The sequence below is a fragment of the Butyrivibrio sp. XBB1001 genome (assembly GCF_000424505.1).
In the GTDB taxonomy this organism is placed as follows: domain Bacteria; phylum Bacillota; class Clostridia; order Lachnospirales; family Lachnospiraceae; genus Butyrivibrio.
The window spans coordinates 598,132-614,004 of record NZ_AUKA01000001.1 but is presented as its reverse complement, the minus strand read 5'-3'; the positions used below and the strand labels follow the sequence as shown (position 1 = coordinate 614,004).

Below are 15,873 nucleotides of genomic sequence, written 5' to 3'. Positions count from 1 at the left end.
TATAAAGGGCACTAGAGGCATGGCTTATATGCAAACAAGCCTGCACACCGTTTTCGTATAAAACCACCAGAGACCCGGCTTACATGCAAATCAGCCTACACACCATTTTCGTATAAGTCATAAAGCCTCAGCTAGCACTACAACCTAAAACTTGTTTATATGCATTTGTGACTTCTATGCACTTTCGTGTAAAGCCGCTAAAGTGGTGGCTTATACGAAATCTGGCCTTAACTACACTTTCGTGTAAAACCACCAAAAACCTGGCTTACATGCAAATCAGCCTGCACGCTATTTTCGTATAAGCCATAAAGTCTCAGCTAGCACTACAACCTAAAACTTGTTTATATGCATTTGTGGCTTTTATGCACTTTCGTGTAAAGCCACAAAAGTTTTACTAGTGATAACAATAAAACGCAATTTAGTGTAGAAAAGACGGAGAAATGATGATACAATAGTTTGTGTGATGTTTAATTGTCTATACAATATACAGTGTGGTATATTTATATTGCAATTATACAGGCAATTAAACTTGCAATCGGAAAGTTGTTTCTAGTAAATGAGAGTAATGAGATAACGGAGGAAATCCCATGAAATGCCCTTTTTGTGGAAAAGATGACACAAGAGTAATTGACTCAAGGCCAGCAGATGAGAACACTTCTATCAGAAGAAGACGTGTATGCGATTCCTGCGGCAAGCGTTTTACGACCTATGAGAAGGTTGAGACAATCCCTCTTATCGTTATTAAGAAGGGCGATGTTCGTGAGCCTTACGACAGAGCCAAGATAGAAGCTGGCGTATTCAGAGCCTGCCATAAGCGCCCGGTAAGCGCTGAGCAGATCACCAAGCTTGTTGATGCTGTGGAGACCGAAGTCTTCAACATGGAGCAAAAAGAGATCCCCAGCCGCGCTATTGGTGAGATTGTGATGGATAAGATGAAGAATCTTGATCCTGTTGCATATGTAAGATTTGCTTCCGTATATAGAGAGTTCAAGGACGTGAATACCTTTATGGATGAGCTTAAGTCAGTGCTTCGCAAGGAAGCTGATGGAACCATCACAGATTCTACAGACAAGAACACTCCACTTCTCAAGAAAGAGTAAAAGAAATAATAATAAGTAGCTAATAACACCCCAGGTTTACTGGCTCTAAACGCTTAGAGTGTGCAGTGGGCTTGGGGTTATTTTTGGCAAATGGAGGGAAAATGCTAAAGAGATACCAATACAGATGCACTTTTAAAGAAGAATGCGGCGCTGACAGCTTCCAGCAGGCAATAGATAAGTGCAAAGAAAAGGCTGCCCAGGCTATAAGAAGAGGGGATTTTGTCAATATTTCTTTTTACAGATATAAAGATATGGGATTTATCTATGTTGAGTCTGTGGCAGAGAAATTGGTGGGGGATATTCTAACTGACATCAAGGATTTCCTGAAAACCTGGCCAAGGGAAGATGGCGACACCTATTTTGTCCCTATGATCAACGTGTATTACCATCACACTCCTGAAGATGATCTTGATGTTTGGGAAAAAGAGAGAACGACTGCGGTCAAGACTAGAGTTGGAAGAATTGCTTTTGTTTACCCGGATAAGCTCACTTCTTACATTCTCCACCACAAGGAAATAGTGGACGAGGGACTTTTGAAAGGCGACAAATACGCCTATATCTCAATGCATGAGAATCTTTTGTTCTCATATTATGAGGAGCCTAGGAATAATGTGAATATCAGCGGACTTGATAAGGAGTCAGAAGCCATAAAGAGATGGCTGGAGGTTGATCCTGAGTCTCACTTTGACAGAGTCAAGGCCAAAGGAGATAACTTCCTTGTTATACCATGTCTCTTTTCCGTGGACAGGTTGGATCTGTGATAGACAGGATGAAACTGCGATAGACAAGGTAAATCTGTGATAGAACTAAGAATAAATAATAGAGGACCATCGTTACTAAGATGTAATGATGGTCCTTAATCTTTTTAATACATGGCAGTTGATCTGAATTCTGTTAGCTATTATGAACTAGCAGTTTGCAGACGAGTAGGATGTCCAATGGTTTTTTACTTAATTACTTGCCCTCAAGGTCTGCAACGCGGACAGGCTCTCCGTTTAAGAGGATATATCCAGGCGGAAGCTTGGAAGCATCAGACATTGAAGTTGTATATTTCCTGGTCTCATGAACGTGAGGCATTGTTCCTGCGGAATTGTTCTTGGCATATTTGTTAAAAGAAACATATTCGCCAGGGGCTGAATGCCTATGGGGCATGGAGGAAGACTGCTGCGCCCGCTCAGTCACCTTCTTGTGTCTGACAGCGATTGCAATTACGATAACTCCTGCATATATCAGTATAGTTATAATTTCACCCATTTGAATACCTCGCCTTGATATTTTTTCGAATATATATCTTGATTTTACTAATATTTTGAATTCACTAATATATTGTATCACAAGGTAAGGCTATTTAAGCACTGTTTTTGTATGAAATCTGCCTTGCTAATGCTTTCGTGTAAAGCGAAAATCTACCTCGGCCGATTCCTTTTAAACTTGTTTATATGAAATTGCGGCTTCATGTAACTTTCGTGTAAAGCCAGTAAAATACCGGCTTATACGCAACGCTGCAAATCTATTCATTTCGTATAAGGCACTTCAGAAGCTAGTTTACATGCATTTACGCCTCCATGGCACTTTCGTATAAGTCGAAAATCTACCTCGGCCGATAGCTCCTAAAACTTGTTTATATGAAATTGTGGCTTTATGCAATTTTCGTATAAAGTCAGTAAAATGCCGACTTACACGCAATTCTGCAAATGTATCACTTTCGTATAAAGCCTCCCAAAAACTTGTTTACATGCAATTACGCTTCCATGGCACTTTCGTATAAAGTAGTGCTCTCACCAAGGTAGGCGCAGGAAAGCCATAGAAATATAATGTCGGTTTTAAAGAAGATATTATCACCGTTAGTAGTTAATAGACTGAATTTTCTGAACTATTACAAATATATTACAAAAATGTTTAAATTATATTGACAATTGGTTCCCATAACCATATGATATAGTTGTCGCGACAGAAAATATGGGAGGTGCAAAATAATGCACAATTTAAAATGCATTAAAAGGGGTTTATCAGTTCTTTTGGCTGTGCTCACTGTTGTATCTTTTGCTCCTGCAGCTACAGTTCATGCAGCAGGCACTACAGATAAGACAGCGACAGAGGTTGTAACAGATATGAGGGTAGGCTGGAACATCGGAAACAGCTTAGATGCAATCAGCCAGGCTTATACTTATCCAGCGACATCTTTAAATGAAACTTATTGGGGAAATCCAGCAACAACCAAGGCACTTATCGATGAAGTGGCTAAGGCTGGATTTAATACAATTCGTGTTCCCGTATCATGGGGACAGTATACAACAGGTTCTAACTACCAGATTCCTGACTTCGTAATGAAGAGAGTCAAGGAAGTAGTTGATTACTGTATCGCCAACGATATGTATGTAATTCTCAATTCTCACCATGACATTGGTTCTGAGAAGAATTTCTATTATCCAAACAATGCTAACAAGAGCCGTTCAGAGGCATATTTCAAGTCTATCTGGACACAGATCGCTACTGAGTTCAAGAACTATGACTCACATCTTATTTTTGAGACTATGAACGAGCCTAGACTTGTAGGCCATGGCGAAGAGTGGTGGTTCCCAAGAAATAACCCTAGCTCAGACATCAGAGAGGCAGTAGCTTGCATCAATGATTACAACCAGGTTGCACTTGATGCTATCAGAGCAACAGGCGGAAACAACGCAAACAGATGCGTTATGGTTCCTGGATATGACGCTTCAATCGAAGGCTGCATGGTTGATGGCTTCAAGCTTCCTAAGGATTCTGCAAGCAACAGACTGATCCTTTCAGTTCATGCTTACATTCCTTATTACTTCGCACTTGCAAGTGATACATTTGTTACAAAATTTGACGACAACCTTAAGTGGGACATTGATTCATTCTTTAATGACCTTAATTCTAAGTTCCTTTCAAAGAACGTTCCTGTAGTAGTAGGTGAGACAAGTGCTACTAACAGAAATAACACATCAGAGCGTGTTAAGTGGGCTGATTACTATTGGGGAACAGCTGCCAAGTATAGCAATGTAGCTATGGTTATCTGGGATAACAATGTTTACCAGAATGATGCTTCAGGTTCAAACGGCGAGTGCCACATGTACATCGATAGAAACTCACTTCAGTGGAAAGACCCAGCAATCATCGATGCTATCATGAAGCATGTTGACGGAACACCTGCAACAATCAATGGAAAAGAAATCCCTGGCACAGAAGAGCCTACTCCAGTAGACCCAGATCCTACACCAGTAGATCCTGATCCAACACCTGTTGATCCAGAGCCAGTTGATCCTACTCCAGTGGATCCAGATCCAACTCCAGTAGCTACAGGCCTTAAGGCTGAGTACACAATTAATAACTGGGGTTCAGGCTATCAGGTACTCATCAAGGTTAAGAATGATGGCGCAGCTACAGTAAACACATGGACTGTTAAGGTTAAGAAGAGTGAAGTTAAGATTGACTCCAGTTGGTGTGTAAATGTCGCCGAGGAAGGTGATAGCTACGTTATCACTCCTATGAGCTGGAACTCAACTCTTACACCTGGCGCTTCTACTGATTTTGGTATCCAGGGAAGCGGCTCTATCGGAACATCTGTAAATGTTACAGTAGAGTAATAAGTTCGAGTTACATCAAAATACATTTTTTCATATTCCACATTAGAATCTCCCTGCGTGTGCGCGGGGAGATTCTTGCTTTTATGAGGAGGCCTTACACGAAAAGGACTGTAGGCGTAAATACATATAAACAAGTTAAGAGAGCAGGACTGAAGGCCTTACACGAAAATGACTGAAAGGCGTAGATTCATATAAACAAGTCAAGGGTAGTAGAACTGGGCACTTACACGAAAATGGTAGTTAAGCATAGTTGCGTGTAAGAGAGAATTTTTGTGGTTTTACACGAAAGTGGCTGTAGGCGTAAATGCATATAAACAAGTCAAGAGAGTAGAGCTGGAGGCTTTACACGAAAATAGCTGAAAGGCGTAAATTCATATAAACAAGTTAAGAGTAGTATAGCGGGGCACTTACACGAAAATGGTAGATAAGCATAGTTGCGTATAAGAGAGAATTTATGTGGTTTTACACGAAAGTGGCTGTAGGCCGTAATTTCATGCAATCAACATATGTGCGGAGCACATAGCCTGGAAAGCAGAGGCGATAGCCTCTTGCTTTCCAGGCTCTAGTAACGCTTGCCGTGCACTAACTAATACTCAGTCTCTTACAGCCCGCCACGAAACAGTTGATGGCTCCGGGCGTGGCGGGCAGTATTGCGGTGTAGCAGGAGCGTTTGTGAATCCGCGACCGGGTTTCAAAAGAGTAAGCTGAGCTGCAAAAATGCTAAAGCTGCGAGACATTCGCACGGAGGAGATAATGCATGAGGCTTTGAAACGAAGACTAGTTTTCTGCTTATGGTTCACTAGGATTTGAACCATAGAAAACTAGTCAGAGGAGCAAAGCCCATGCATTACGACGAAGGTGAAGTGAGCAGATTTAGCATTTGCAGCTTAGCGCTCACTTACAGCACGAAACCAGCGGATGCGCAAACACCCTGCGTTACCAAATACTGCGGGTTGACAATTCTTTGACGAAGTTTTATAGTGCTTATGTGGCGTCCGAGGAGTACGCCGCGGTCGTAGATTCCACTTCAGGGAGCTACAAATCAATTAAATAGGAGGAAGATTTTAACATGATGAGAAAAAGACTTAATGGAAGGGCAGCAAGCTATCTTCTATCTGTCGTGTTAACAACGCTGACTGTTGCATTGAGCGGATGCTCAAGTGACAAGGCAGGAGATTCCCAGAATCAGAGCGAGAACACAGGGGCAGGCACTGAAACAGTGACCAGCACAGAGACACCAGCTGCTGAGACTACGGATGATCTTTCCAAGCTTACTGTAGGAATACCTCAGGACATTGACGGTCTTGACCCACACAACGCAACAGGGGCAGGAACAAGAGAAGTATTCTATAACATTTTTGAAGGCCTTGTTAAGGCTGATGAAAACGGTAATCTTAACCCTGCTGTAGCCAGCGACTACCAGATTTCAGAGGACAGTACAACATACACTTTCACTCTTAGAGATGGCATCAAGTTCCACGACGGATCAAACGTTACAGTAGAGGATATCAAATATTCCCTTGAACGTAACATGGGCGTAGATGGCAGCGAGCCACTTATCAAGGCCTATGGCAAGATTGACAGTGTAAATGTAATTGATGACAGCCACGTAGAGGTTGTTCTTAAGGAAGCTGATTCAGATTTCCTGACACAGCTCACAGTCGCTATTATTCCAGCATCTAACGAGCATCCTGAGACAACACCTATCGGAACTGGCCCATATATGTATGTTTCAAACTCACCACAGGAGAATTTCGTTGTTACAAGATTCGATGATTACTGGGGAGAGAAGGCATATATCAAGGACGTTGTTTTCAAGATCGAAGCTAATATGGACGCTATCGTAATGGATCTTGAGGGCGGCTCTATTGATATGATGGCTCGTGTTACACCAACACAGGTTGCACAGCTTTCAGACAAATTTGAGGTTTATGAGGGAACAATGAACCTTGTACAGGCTCTTTACCTCAACAACGCAGTTAAGCCTTTTGATGATGTAAGAGTTCGTCAGGCTCTTTGCTATGCTGTAGATCCACAGGGCATCATGGACTTTGTATCAGATGGTGCAGGAACAGAGGTTGGTTCAGCTATGTTCCCTTCATTTAGCAAATACTACATGCCTGAACTTAACGACACCTACAACCTTGATACAACCAAGGCAAAAGAGCTTCTTACAGAGGCAGGATATCCAGATGGATTTGAGTTTACTATCACAGTTCCATCTAACTATGGTCAGCACGTAGATACAGCCCAGGTAATTGCTGAGCAGCTTAAAGAGATCGGCGTAACAGCAAACATCCAGGAAATTGAGTGGAATTCATGGGTTTCTGATGTATACAGCGGCAGACAGTACGAAGCTACAGTAGTAGGTATTGATGCTTCTACACTTTCAGCATCAGCACTTCTTTCAAGATATGTATCAGACAATGGCAAGAACTTCGTAAACTTTAATAGTGAAGCCTATGATACAGCTTATGCAAATGCTTCTGCAGCAACTGATGATGATACTAAGACTCAGTACTACAAAGAGTGCGAGACAATCCTTTCACAGGAAGCAGCAAGCGTTTATATTCAGGACCTTCCTGAATTTGTAGTCCTTAACAAGAAGTTTACAGGATATGTTTTCTATCCTCTCTATGTTCAGGATATTGCTAAGATCAGACCAGCGCAGTAAAAGATTTAGAAATACACGTTTATCATTGGACATATAGCCCTGTAAACATGTACAATAAAATACAAGTGGAATCTTGCATTATGCAGGATTCATGAGAAAAATGTTTGGCGGGGAATACGATATGAAATACACATTAAAAAAGTTTATCTCAACAGTAGTTACTTTGGTTGTGGTTTCATTATGCGTATTCCTCGCTTTTAATGTTCTTCCAGGGGACCCGGCCGTCAGAATGCTGGGACTTGAGGCATCCCCTGAACTTATAGAGCAGACAAGAGAGCGCATGGGCCTTAACGACCCGCTGCTTGTAAGATATTTTAGATGGTTCTTTGCTTTTCTTCAGGGAGACTTTGGCACAAGCTATAGCTATAGCGTTTCCGTGGCAAGTCTCATCGTCAAAAAGATCCCAATTACGCTTACATTGGGGCTTTTGGCATTTCTTTTCACAGTACTGATTTCTATTCCCCTTGGAATACTTACAGCTAAATATGAAAACGGAATCCTGGACAGGACAATTACCGTTATAAATCAGGTCATCATGGCTATTCCGCCTTTCTTTTCCGGAATCCTGATCACATTTGTGTTTGGCATGATATTTAAGCTGTTTACTCCAGGCGGATTTATTTCATATACAGATGATTTTGGCGGATTTCTTAAGTATCTCTTTTTCCCATCCCTGGCGATAGCCCTTCCCAAGGTGGCTATGACCGTCAAGATGCTAAGGGGCAACCTTATCGATGAATCGGGAAAAGATTATGCGAGAACCGCATATAGCAGAGGAAACAACACCAACGGTGTTTTATATAGACATGTTCTTAAAAACGCTATGATACCTGTCATCACCTTCCTGGGCATGGCCCTTGCAGACATGGTGGCTGGAAGTATCGTAATAGAGCAGGTTTTCAATATTCCGGGCATCAGCAGAATTCTCCTTAGCAGCATCAGTAACAGGGATTATCCAGTGGTTGAGGCCATCATCATGGGAATCGCCACAATCGTTATTGTGATCAACTTCCTTGTGGATGTGATCTACAGGGTCATTGACCCTAGAATCAGCATAGAAGATTGATACAAAAGCTAACATTATAGGGGAAAAGAGAGAAAGTTAGCAGGATAAAATGTATAATATTGGACTTTGTAAAATTTGTAAGCAAGGCTTGCTTGAGATAGTCAAAAACGAAAAGACAAATAAAATATATATTTGTTGTGATGAGTGCGAGGCGGAATGGGATTTGCCGTCTGATGCTTTGTGTCCCCAAAACGGTACTAGAGGCAAATATGGAAAATCAATTTATCCATCTTTATCAGAAATAAATAGACTAAACTGGGATGTGGATATTTTTGAACATCACAACTAAACCTCCCATAGGCAGGTTTTAATAAGTGTTATATGAGCAGTCGAAAATGTCGGAATAAATGAGCAATGAAAAATAAAATGATAAGAAAATTTTTAAAAAATCCATACCTTGTTATTGGCGGCATTATCATGGGTGTAATCCTCCTTATGATAATTGTGGGCTTTTTCTGGATGCCCTACGAGCCTACCAAGATGAGTGCCTCTGAGAAGCTTCAGGGTATCTCTTTTAAGCATCTCTTTGGAACTGACAATATGGGCCGTGATGTCTTTAGCAGAGTTATGTACGGTAGCAGAGTGACCCTTATGATCGCCATTGGAACAATTATAATCGGCGCGGGAGTTGGCACCGTGATTGGCGCTGTGACAGGTTACTACGGCGGAATGGTGGACGAGGTTACCATGAGGGTAATCGATGCTCTTTTTGCCTTTCCTAGTATTCTCCTGGCTCTTGTAATTGTCAGCGTATTTGGCGTTGGCTGGCCGCAGCTTGTGGCATCTCTTGGAATTGCCTTTGTTCCCAGTTTTGCCAGGATTGTAAGAGGAGAAGTCCTCAGGGTAAAAAATATGGATTATATCGAAAATGCAAGGCTTCAGGGAGTATCTGACGTCAGGATGATCTTCCTGCACATACTGCCTAACATCAAGGGAGTCTTTGCATCTTCTATACTTATTGGCTTTAATAACGCAGTTCTTGCAGAGGCAGGACTTAGCTATTTAGGCGTTGGCTCTCAGCCGCCCTACGCAAGCCTTGGCCGAATGCTCTCAGATGCCCAGCAGTACATGTTTACAAGGCCTAGTTACGTGTTGTGCCCAGGTATTGTCATCGTTCTTATAGTTCTTGGCTTCGCATTTTTAGGGGAGGGTATAAAGAGATGGAAATAATCCTCGATGTTACGGATCTTCACATAGAATTCCATGATTCCTCCACTCCTGAAACTGCAGTTGAGGACTTTGATCTGATGCTTGGAAAGGGCGAGATTGTAGGAATCGTGGGAGAATCAGGTTCAGGCAAGAGTATGAGTGCCCTTGCGATTGCAGGTCTTTTAAATAGACATGCCATCAGGAAGACAGGCAGGATCATGTTCAGAGGTCAGGACCTTCTAACCTGCGACAGAGCAGTGCTGCGTTCTTTTCAGGGAGATGAGATATCAATCATCTTCCAGGAACCCATGACAAGTCTTAATCCTGTCAAAAGAATTGGCTGGCAGGTGGAGGAGCCGCTTAGGATCCACCACCCTGAGATTAAAAAGAAAGAGCGCAAGGAACGCGCAATAGCAATGCTGGGGGACGTGGGGCTTGAGCATGCCGAGGAAGTTTACTACATGTATCCTCACGAATTGTCTGGCGGTATGAGGCAGAGAGTTATGATCGCTGCAGCCATGATAGGCAATCCTCAGATTCTTATTGCAGATGAGCCCACAACAGCCCTTGATGTCACAGTCCAGGCACAGATTGTGGATCTTTTAAAGAAGCTCAACAGAGAAAAGGGAACATCAATCATCTTTATTTCCCATGATCTTAGCCTTGTAAGCCAGCTCTGCGAAAGAGTTATTGTAATGCAGAAGGGCAATATCGTTGAGACTGGAGATACAGATGCTATCTTCACAAGGCCTCGCCACAACTACACCAAGAAGCTCATCGCGGCTATTCCCAAGATTGATCTAGGGGAGTGATGAGGGCTGATCATTGTCAAAAATGGAAAATAGATATTATGGAAAAAGAAAAAGTTCTAAGAGTAAGTAACCTGAACGTCTTTTACAAGAACAGGAAGCACAAGCTCTTTTCAAAAACAGACAAAAAAATACAGGCTCTTTTCGATGTTTCTTTTGACATGGAAGAGGGAGAAGTGCTGGCAATAGCCGGGGAGTCGGGTTGCGGTAAATCAACGCTTGCAAGGGCTATTGTTGGCATCAACAAGGACTATCAGGGCGAAATCTGGCAGAAGTACAATAGGCCCCAGATGGTCTTTCAGGACCCTTACAATTCCCTTAATCCTGCCAAGAAGATTGGCTGGCTTTTGGAGGAGCCCCTCAAGGTCGACAAAGAGAGAAAGTGGACTAAAGAGGAGCGGAGAAAAAGAGTAGAAGAGATCATGGAGGAGATTGAGCTGCCACTTAGCATGCTGGATAGATTCCCTTCACAGCTCTCGGGCGGCCAGAGGCAGAGAGTCTGCATAGGAATGGCTCTTATGCGGGAGCCCAAGCTTCTTATCGCTGATGAGCCGGTTTCTGCGCTGGATGTAACTATTCAGGCCCAGATCATGGAGCTACTTCAGAACCTTCATAAGAAGCACGGAATCTCAATTATTTTTATCTCTCACGATCTTAGAGTCGTCTACCAGATCAGTGACCATGTTATGGTCATGAAAAATGGCCGTGTTGTGGAGTATGGTGAGACCAAACAGCTCTACAAAAAGCCTCAGGCCAAGTACACAAGACAGCTCCTTGAAGCCGCAGGCATCAGGAAGGATAAAACAGCGGAAAATGCCTGACAATCTTTTTGAAACCGCATAGAACTGAATTATAAAAAGTATATTAAAAGTCTTAAAATCCCATTAAACATGCTGGATTTTAGGGCTTTTTTTGTATACTTATATTAAGTATTGTTGTGTTTTTTCCGATATATCCTTTGAAAAATAGGGATGTGATCAGAAAGGACGAGGAGTATGGCATTAGATAAACTTGGTGGTTATCTTAATAACTATAATGCTTACAATATACCTCCGGCAGTAGATAACAACGTTAAGGTAGGCAATTTAGAAAAGGTTCAGGTTCAGCCAAATGAGCAGCCAAAGAAGGAACTACAGCAGGAAGAACCTAAAAAGGGCCTTGACCTTACCGTTGAAGAAATACCAGTCAGAGAAAATGCTTCAATTGAGAATATTGCTATTTCATTTGGACAGTATGACAGCTCCTCAATTGATCTTTTTGGCGAGAAGGGACTTGCATCAGAGGATATGAAGCAGGCCATCTCTGGAATGCAGAAGGACAAGATCCTCCACGAGTATCAGTACTTTGTTGGCGGAAAGGATATGACTGGCAAGCAGAGCAACATTATAACTGGAACAGAAGATGGTTTAGTTATCAAGCTGTAACATTTTTTATAATATGATTATTTCGGGAGACATCAAAAGGTGTCTCCTTTTCTTTTACCCTTTCTTATTTGATTTTGCCGTGGTATAAAGCGTTAGGATTTAGTATAATTAGGACAATGTGACAGAAAGTTTAGATACTTGGGCATCTACACAAGAAGGAGGCTTCTATGGGGAACTATACTGATGGAAATACTTTTGTTTGCGGTCTTATGGGTAATCCGGTGAGACATACTCTTTCACCGCTTATACATAATAGTCTTGCGCAAATTACTGGGATCAACATGGTATATGTGCCTTTTGAAGTGGAGACTGAAAGCGTTGGAGATGCCATAAAGGGGGCTCTTGCTCTTGATATAAAGGGGATGAATGTGACAATTCCTCATAAAAGCGAGGTTATTCCTTATCTTGAGGACATAGATCCTCTTGCCAAGGGAATTGGAGCAGTTAATACGCTGGTTAGAACGCCAAATGGCGGCTTTAAGGGCTATAATACGGATATGACAGGCCTTTACCGCGCCATGCTAGATGAAGGCGTTGAAATAGCCGGACAAACTGTTGTTATCCTGGGAGCTGGCGGCGTTGCAAGGCCAGCAGCTTTCCTCTGTGGCAGCAAGGGAGCCAAAAGGGTTTATATTCTTAACAGAACCTTTGACAGGGCCAGAGACGTGGCAGATGAGGTTAACAGAGCTCTTTTTGATATGAAAAGAGATGACAAGCTCACGGCAGATGGGATAAATGCCGCAGGAGAAGCTGCGGATTATCCAGAGATAGTTCATCCTATGCGCCTTGAGGACTACAAGGATCTATATCAGGAAAAAGAAAAATTCATAGCCCTCCAGTGCACTTCAGTAGGTCTTTTCCCGGATGTGAATAGCGCAGTTATTGAGGATATTGAGTTTTATCAGCATGTAAGTGCTGCGCTTGATATGGTCTACAGGCCAATTGATACCAAGTTTATGAAGCTTGCAAGGCAGGCTGGGGCTGTAGCTTATTCAGGCCTTAAGATGCTGCTGTATCAGGGAATTGATGCCTATGAATTATGGTTTTCTGATGAACTTACGGATGAAAATGGAAATCTTGTGCGCATCACCAAGGAACAGGCAGATGATATCTACAGATCCCTTGTTCTTGAAGTTACAGGGGCCCGCAATATAATCCTTGAGGGCTTTATGGGAAGCGGCAAGACTACAGTTTCCCAGATACTTGCAGATAAGCTTAGCCTTGAAATGCTGGATACAGATGCCGCTATCGTGGAGGCTGAGGGCCGCAGTATCAACAAGATTTTTGCAGACGACGGCGAGGAAGTATTCAGAGATATGGAGACAGCTCTTTTGGCTACTGCAGTTTCTGAGCATTTCAGGGAGATGGTCATTTCCCTGGGAGGAGGTTTGGTTCTTCGCGAAGAGAACAGAGAAATGTTAAAAGAGCTTGGCAAGGTTATCTACCTTAGAACCAGTCCCGAAAAAGTTTACGAGAGAATTAAGGATGATGATTCCAGACCCCTTTTAAAGGGTGAAGATCCTCTCGGTAAGATTAAAAAGCTGCAGGCTGACAGGGGACCGGTTTATGAGTCTTGTGCGGACATCATAATCGATACCGATGATTTGACGCCGGAGGAAATTGCTAGTAAAGTCTGCGAAATGGTACTTGGGGACGGGGCAATGTCATTTAGATAAGAAAAAGATGTGACAGAGCAACAAGCATGATATTTATAGCGTCTACGTGAGACGCTGCTCTTTATTAGTAGTAGAACACGTAAAAACAAACAGATATTTGGAAAAAATACGTGAGGAGAGGCTTGTTAAAGGAATGTATCACGTAGAATGCCAGAAAATCATAGCAAAACTACGTGATAACAGCCTAAAGATAAAACGGTGTCACGTAGATGTCCACGCTACTGTATGATCTGAAGAATGTAACGTGCCTATTTAGCATTGAGAAAGAAATATGAACACAAATAAGAGAAATTATTCAAAAGAACTTGAAAAGAAAATAGAAGAATTTGAAAAAGAAAATGCGCATCCGAGGCTTTTATTGCATGCCTGTTGTGCACCTTGCTCCTCATACTGTCTTGAGTATCTAAGGGAGTATTTTGATGTAACAGTTTTTTTCTATAATCCCAATATTACAGAAGAGGCTGAGTACAGGAAAAGAGTTGAGGAAGAAAAAAGACTGATTTCAGAGTATAATAGGCAGGTGGACGAGGGCTCTTTTGACGGGATGAATTCAGATGAAAGGGCCAGAAAGATTGAGATTCTGGAGGTAGACTACATTCCTAAGGATTTTCTTGATGCCGCAAAGGGGTATGAAGACTGCCCTGAGGGCGGTGACAGATGTAGGAAATGCTTTGAACTAAGACTTGATGAAACGGCGCGGATTGCCTGGGAGAAGGAATATGAGTATTTCACAACCACCCTAACAATCAGCCCTCTTAAAAACGCTGATGTTTTAAATGAAGTAGGCGAGGAGGCAGCAAGGAAAATCAACTTAGAGAAAACTGCGAAAGATCCAGGGCAAGAGAGTTTTAGAGTGGAGTTTTTGCCTTCTGATTTTAAAAAGAAAAATGGTTATAAGCGTTCAATCGAGCTGTCTCATAAGTTTGGCTTATATAGGCAGGACTTTTGCGGCTGTGGATTTTCCAAGGCTCAGAGGGAGAGGGAAAAGAAAGAGCGTAGTGAATAAGTTTTGATGAATATAGAAAAGGGGAATTAAAATGGGGAATGATATTAAATATGATCCGGTGACAGGTCAGCCGGTTTCAGAAGATTTGGATGGCGGCCAGGGCCTTGATCCGAATATGCTTGCAGGTTTTGATCCTGCTACAGGTCAGCCGATACAGGCGCAGCCATTGCCACCTATGCAGCCAATGCAGATGCAACCACAAATGCAACAGCCGGTGCAGATGCAACAGCCGGTGCAGCCAGGGTATTATGTTCCACCAATAAATCAGCAGCCAAGGTATGTTACACCAAAACCTCAGGCTCAGCATCCGGATGATACAGATCCCAAAGCTAAAAAGCTGGTTCTGGCTTCTGCTATATGCCTTGCACTTGGGCATATTATGCCGGGGATTTCTTCATATGTAAATGCCCTGAGCAGCTCTTTTTATGATGACGATATATCTTATATTTTTGGTGGTGGCGCATTTTTCCTGTATATTGCAGCGCTGATACTGATGATAATTCTAAGAGTCAAGTATCCTAAGAATAAGGGCGGCAAGATCATTATGATCGTAATGATAGCTGAGATTGCCCTTACTCTTTTTGCAGTAATCTTGCTTTTTGCAACTTGCTGGGTCTTCCTTGATGCGTTGGGATGTCATTATTAAATTTGAAGCTATGTACAGATTGATGATTTTTTTATCCCTGCTTTTGGGAATTGGATTTGCAGTATTGAGGAGCAAAAGAAAAGGAGTGCCAGGAAACATTATCGGCTATACGGTGATGTTGTCAGTAGTACTTCTTTTGAGCCTTTCAATTGGTGTGACCTTTATAACTTCTGCCGGAGAGGCAATTGGTCTTAACGGTACCGGAGCTGCAGTAGGAATAGGCCTTGGAATTTTTACCATGGCTATGATAACCCCGCAGTATAAAAGGGAACTTGCAGGATCATTTTTTATGGCTCTTCCACTTATGTACGGAATTGGGAAAATAGGTTGCTCTTTTGCCGGGTGCTGCGCAGGACTCCCATATCACGGGGCTTTTTCTGTGTCTGGAAGAGAAGGAATAGAAGTTTTTCCCATACAGGCTCTTGAGGCGGCGGTATTTCTTTTGCTATTTCTAGGATCAGTAATCCTGGATATCAGAGGGCATTTTAAGCCTGTAATTGCAGCTATAGTCTATGCCTGCGCCAAGATTCTGCTTGATTTTCTAAGAGATACGCATGTAGAGCATATCTTTTCACAAAATCAGATCATGTGCCTTGTGATCGTGATTGTTCTGTGCACCATGCAGATAATAAGTGCTATAAACAATAAAGACAGGCTGCAAGTCAGACAGTAATACGGGTAAAATATAGACTTCACATAATTGGAAAACTCTGTT

General features: G+C 42.3%; 15 protein-coding genes. 14 read left to right on the top strand and 1 reads right to left on the bottom strand.

Going from position 1 to position 15,873, the window contains the following annotated elements:
• Positions 1-587: 587 nt before the first annotated feature.
• Together nrdR and G631_RS19860 are read left to right on the top strand one after the other, a co-directional pair.
• Positions 588-1,100 carry a transcriptional regulator NrdR gene (nrdR, locus tag G631_RS0102670; protein ID WP_026488135.1) on the top strand — a complete coding sequence of 171 codons (513 nt, stop codon included), beginning with the start codon at positions 588-590 and terminating at the stop codon, positions 1,098-1,100.
• 101 nt (positions 1,101-1,201) lie between these two features.
• The gene (locus tag G631_RS19860) at positions 1,202-1,861 is read left to right on the top strand and encodes a hypothetical protein (RefSeq protein WP_026488134.1); all 660 of its coding nucleotides are present in this window, start codon (positions 1,202-1,204) and stop codon (positions 1,859-1,861) included.
• A 193-nt stretch (positions 1,862-2,054) separates the two neighbouring features.
• Here G631_RS19860 and G631_RS0102660 read toward each other — a convergent pair whose 3' ends face one another.
• Positions 2,055-2,354 carry a hypothetical protein gene (locus G631_RS0102660; protein ID WP_026488133.1) on the bottom strand — a complete coding sequence of 100 codons (300 nt, stop codon included), beginning with the start codon at positions 2,352-2,354 and terminating at the stop codon, positions 2,055-2,057.
• Positions 2,355-3,076: 722 nt separating this feature from the next.
• Between G631_RS0102660 and G631_RS0102655 the strand changes: the two genes are divergently transcribed.
• The 12 genes from G631_RS0102655 to G631_RS0102600 all read left to right on the top strand — a co-directional run bounded on the left by G631_RS0102655 (position 3,077) and on the right by G631_RS0102600 (position 15,831).
• Positions 3,077-4,708, top strand: a complete 1,632-nt coding sequence (locus G631_RS0102655; protein WP_026488132.1) for a cellulase family glycosylhydrolase — start codon at positions 3,077-3,079, stop codon at positions 4,706-4,708.
• Positions 4,709-5,777: 1,069 nt separating this feature from the next.
• The gene (locus G631_RS0102650) at positions 5,778-7,382 is read left to right on the top strand and encodes an ABC transporter substrate-binding protein (RefSeq protein ID WP_081671199.1); all 1,605 of its coding nucleotides are present in this window, start codon (positions 5,778-5,780) and stop codon (positions 7,380-7,382) included.
• Between the two features lie 121 nt (positions 7,383-7,503).
• A complete protein-coding gene (locus tag G631_RS0102645; protein WP_026488130.1) occupies positions 7,504-8,448 on the top strand; it encodes an ABC transporter permease in 945 nt (314 codons plus the stop codon).
• A gap of 49 nt (positions 8,449-8,497) precedes the next feature.
• Positions 8,498-8,737 carry a hypothetical protein gene (locus G631_RS0102640; RefSeq protein ID WP_026488129.1) on the top strand — a complete coding sequence of 80 codons (240 nt, stop codon included), beginning with the start codon at positions 8,498-8,500 and terminating at the stop codon, positions 8,735-8,737.
• Between the two features lie 77 nt (positions 8,738-8,814).
• Complete coding sequence (locus G631_RS0102635) at positions 8,815-9,618, top strand: ABC transporter permease (RefSeq protein WP_026488128.1); 804 nt, start codon at positions 8,815-8,817, stop codon at positions 9,616-9,618.
• Entirely contained in the window at positions 9,609-10,409 is an 801-nt protein-coding gene (locus G631_RS17750; protein ID WP_051196741.1) for an ABC transporter ATP-binding protein, read from the top strand. The genes G631_RS0102635 and G631_RS17750 overlap by 10 nt, the downstream gene beginning before the upstream one ends.
• 38 nt (positions 10,410-10,447) lie before the next feature.
• Complete coding sequence (locus G631_RS0102625) at positions 10,448-11,227, top strand: ABC transporter ATP-binding protein (protein ID WP_026488127.1); 780 nt, start codon at positions 10,448-10,450, stop codon at positions 11,225-11,227.
• 174 nt (positions 11,228-11,401) lie between these two features.
• Entirely contained in the window at positions 11,402-11,830 is a 429-nt protein-coding gene (locus tag G631_RS0102620) for a hypothetical protein (protein WP_026488126.1), read from the top strand.
• A 167-nt stretch (positions 11,831-11,997) separates the two neighbouring features.
• Positions 11,998-13,506, top strand: coding sequence for a shikimate kinase (locus G631_RS20565; RefSeq protein ID WP_026488125.1), 1,509 nt, complete (start codon positions 11,998-12,000; stop codon positions 13,504-13,506).
• A gap of 271 nt (positions 13,507-13,777) precedes the next feature.
• Positions 13,778-14,512 carry an epoxyqueuosine reductase QueH gene (locus tag G631_RS0102610; protein ID WP_026488124.1) on the top strand — a complete coding sequence of 245 codons (735 nt, stop codon included), beginning with the start codon at positions 13,778-13,780 and terminating at the stop codon, positions 14,510-14,512.
• Positions 14,513-14,543: 31 nt separating this feature from the next.
• Positions 14,544-15,158 (top strand): hypothetical protein, encoded by a 615-nt coding sequence (locus G631_RS0102605; RefSeq protein WP_026488123.1) that lies wholly within the window; start codon positions 14,544-14,546, stop codon positions 15,156-15,158.
• Positions 15,136-15,831: a prolipoprotein diacylglyceryl transferase family protein gene (locus G631_RS0102600; protein WP_026488122.1), complete on the top strand. Its 696-nt coding sequence runs from the start codon at positions 15,136-15,138 to the stop codon at positions 15,829-15,831. Before G631_RS0102605 ends, G631_RS0102600 begins: the two co-directional genes overlap by 23 nt.
• Positions 15,832-15,873 lie beyond the last annotated feature (42 nt).

Excerpts from the sequence above, each read along its gene's own strand:
- nrdR (WP_026488135.1), top strand. The coding sequence starts at position 588 with ATGAAATGCCCTTTTTGTGGAAAAGATGACACAAGAGTAATTGACTCA.
- G631_RS19860 (WP_026488134.1), top strand. The coding sequence starts at position 1,202 with ATGCTAAAGAGATACCAATACAGATGCACTTTTAAAGAAGAATGCGGC.
- G631_RS0102660 (WP_026488133.1), bottom strand. The coding sequence starts at position 2,354 with ATGGGTGAAATTATAACTATACTGATATATGCAGGAGTTATCGTAATT.
- G631_RS0102655 (WP_026488132.1), top strand. The coding sequence starts at position 3,077 with ATGCACAATTTAAAATGCATTAAAAGGGGTTTATCAGTTCTTTTGGCT.
- G631_RS0102650 (WP_081671199.1), top strand. The coding sequence starts at position 5,778 with ATGATGAGAAAAAGACTTAATGGAAGGGCAGCAAGCTATCTTCTATCT.
- G631_RS0102645 (WP_026488130.1), top strand. The coding sequence starts at position 7,504 with ATGAAATACACATTAAAAAAGTTTATCTCAACAGTAGTTACTTTGGTT.
- G631_RS0102640 (WP_026488129.1), top strand. The coding sequence starts at position 8,498 with ATGTATAATATTGGACTTTGTAAAATTTGTAAGCAAGGCTTGCTTGAG.
- G631_RS0102635 (WP_026488128.1), top strand. The coding sequence starts at position 8,815 with ATGATAAGAAAATTTTTAAAAAATCCATACCTTGTTATTGGCGGCATT.
- G631_RS17750 (WP_051196741.1), top strand. The coding sequence starts at position 9,609 with ATGGAAATAATCCTCGATGTTACGGATCTTCACATAGAATTCCATGAT.
- G631_RS0102625 (WP_026488127.1), top strand. The coding sequence starts at position 10,448 with ATGGAAAAAGAAAAAGTTCTAAGAGTAAGTAACCTGAACGTCTTTTAC.
- G631_RS0102620 (WP_026488126.1), top strand. The coding sequence starts at position 11,402 with ATGGCATTAGATAAACTTGGTGGTTATCTTAATAACTATAATGCTTAC.
- G631_RS20565 (WP_026488125.1), top strand. The coding sequence starts at position 11,998 with ATGGGGAACTATACTGATGGAAATACTTTTGTTTGCGGTCTTATGGGT.
- G631_RS0102610 (WP_026488124.1), top strand. The coding sequence starts at position 13,778 with ATGAACACAAATAAGAGAAATTATTCAAAAGAACTTGAAAAGAAAATA.
- G631_RS0102605 (WP_026488123.1), top strand. The coding sequence starts at position 14,544 with ATGGGGAATGATATTAAATATGATCCGGTGACAGGTCAGCCGGTTTCA.
- G631_RS0102600 (WP_026488122.1), top strand. The coding sequence starts at position 15,136 with ATGCGTTGGGATGTCATTATTAAATTTGAAGCTATGTACAGATTGATG.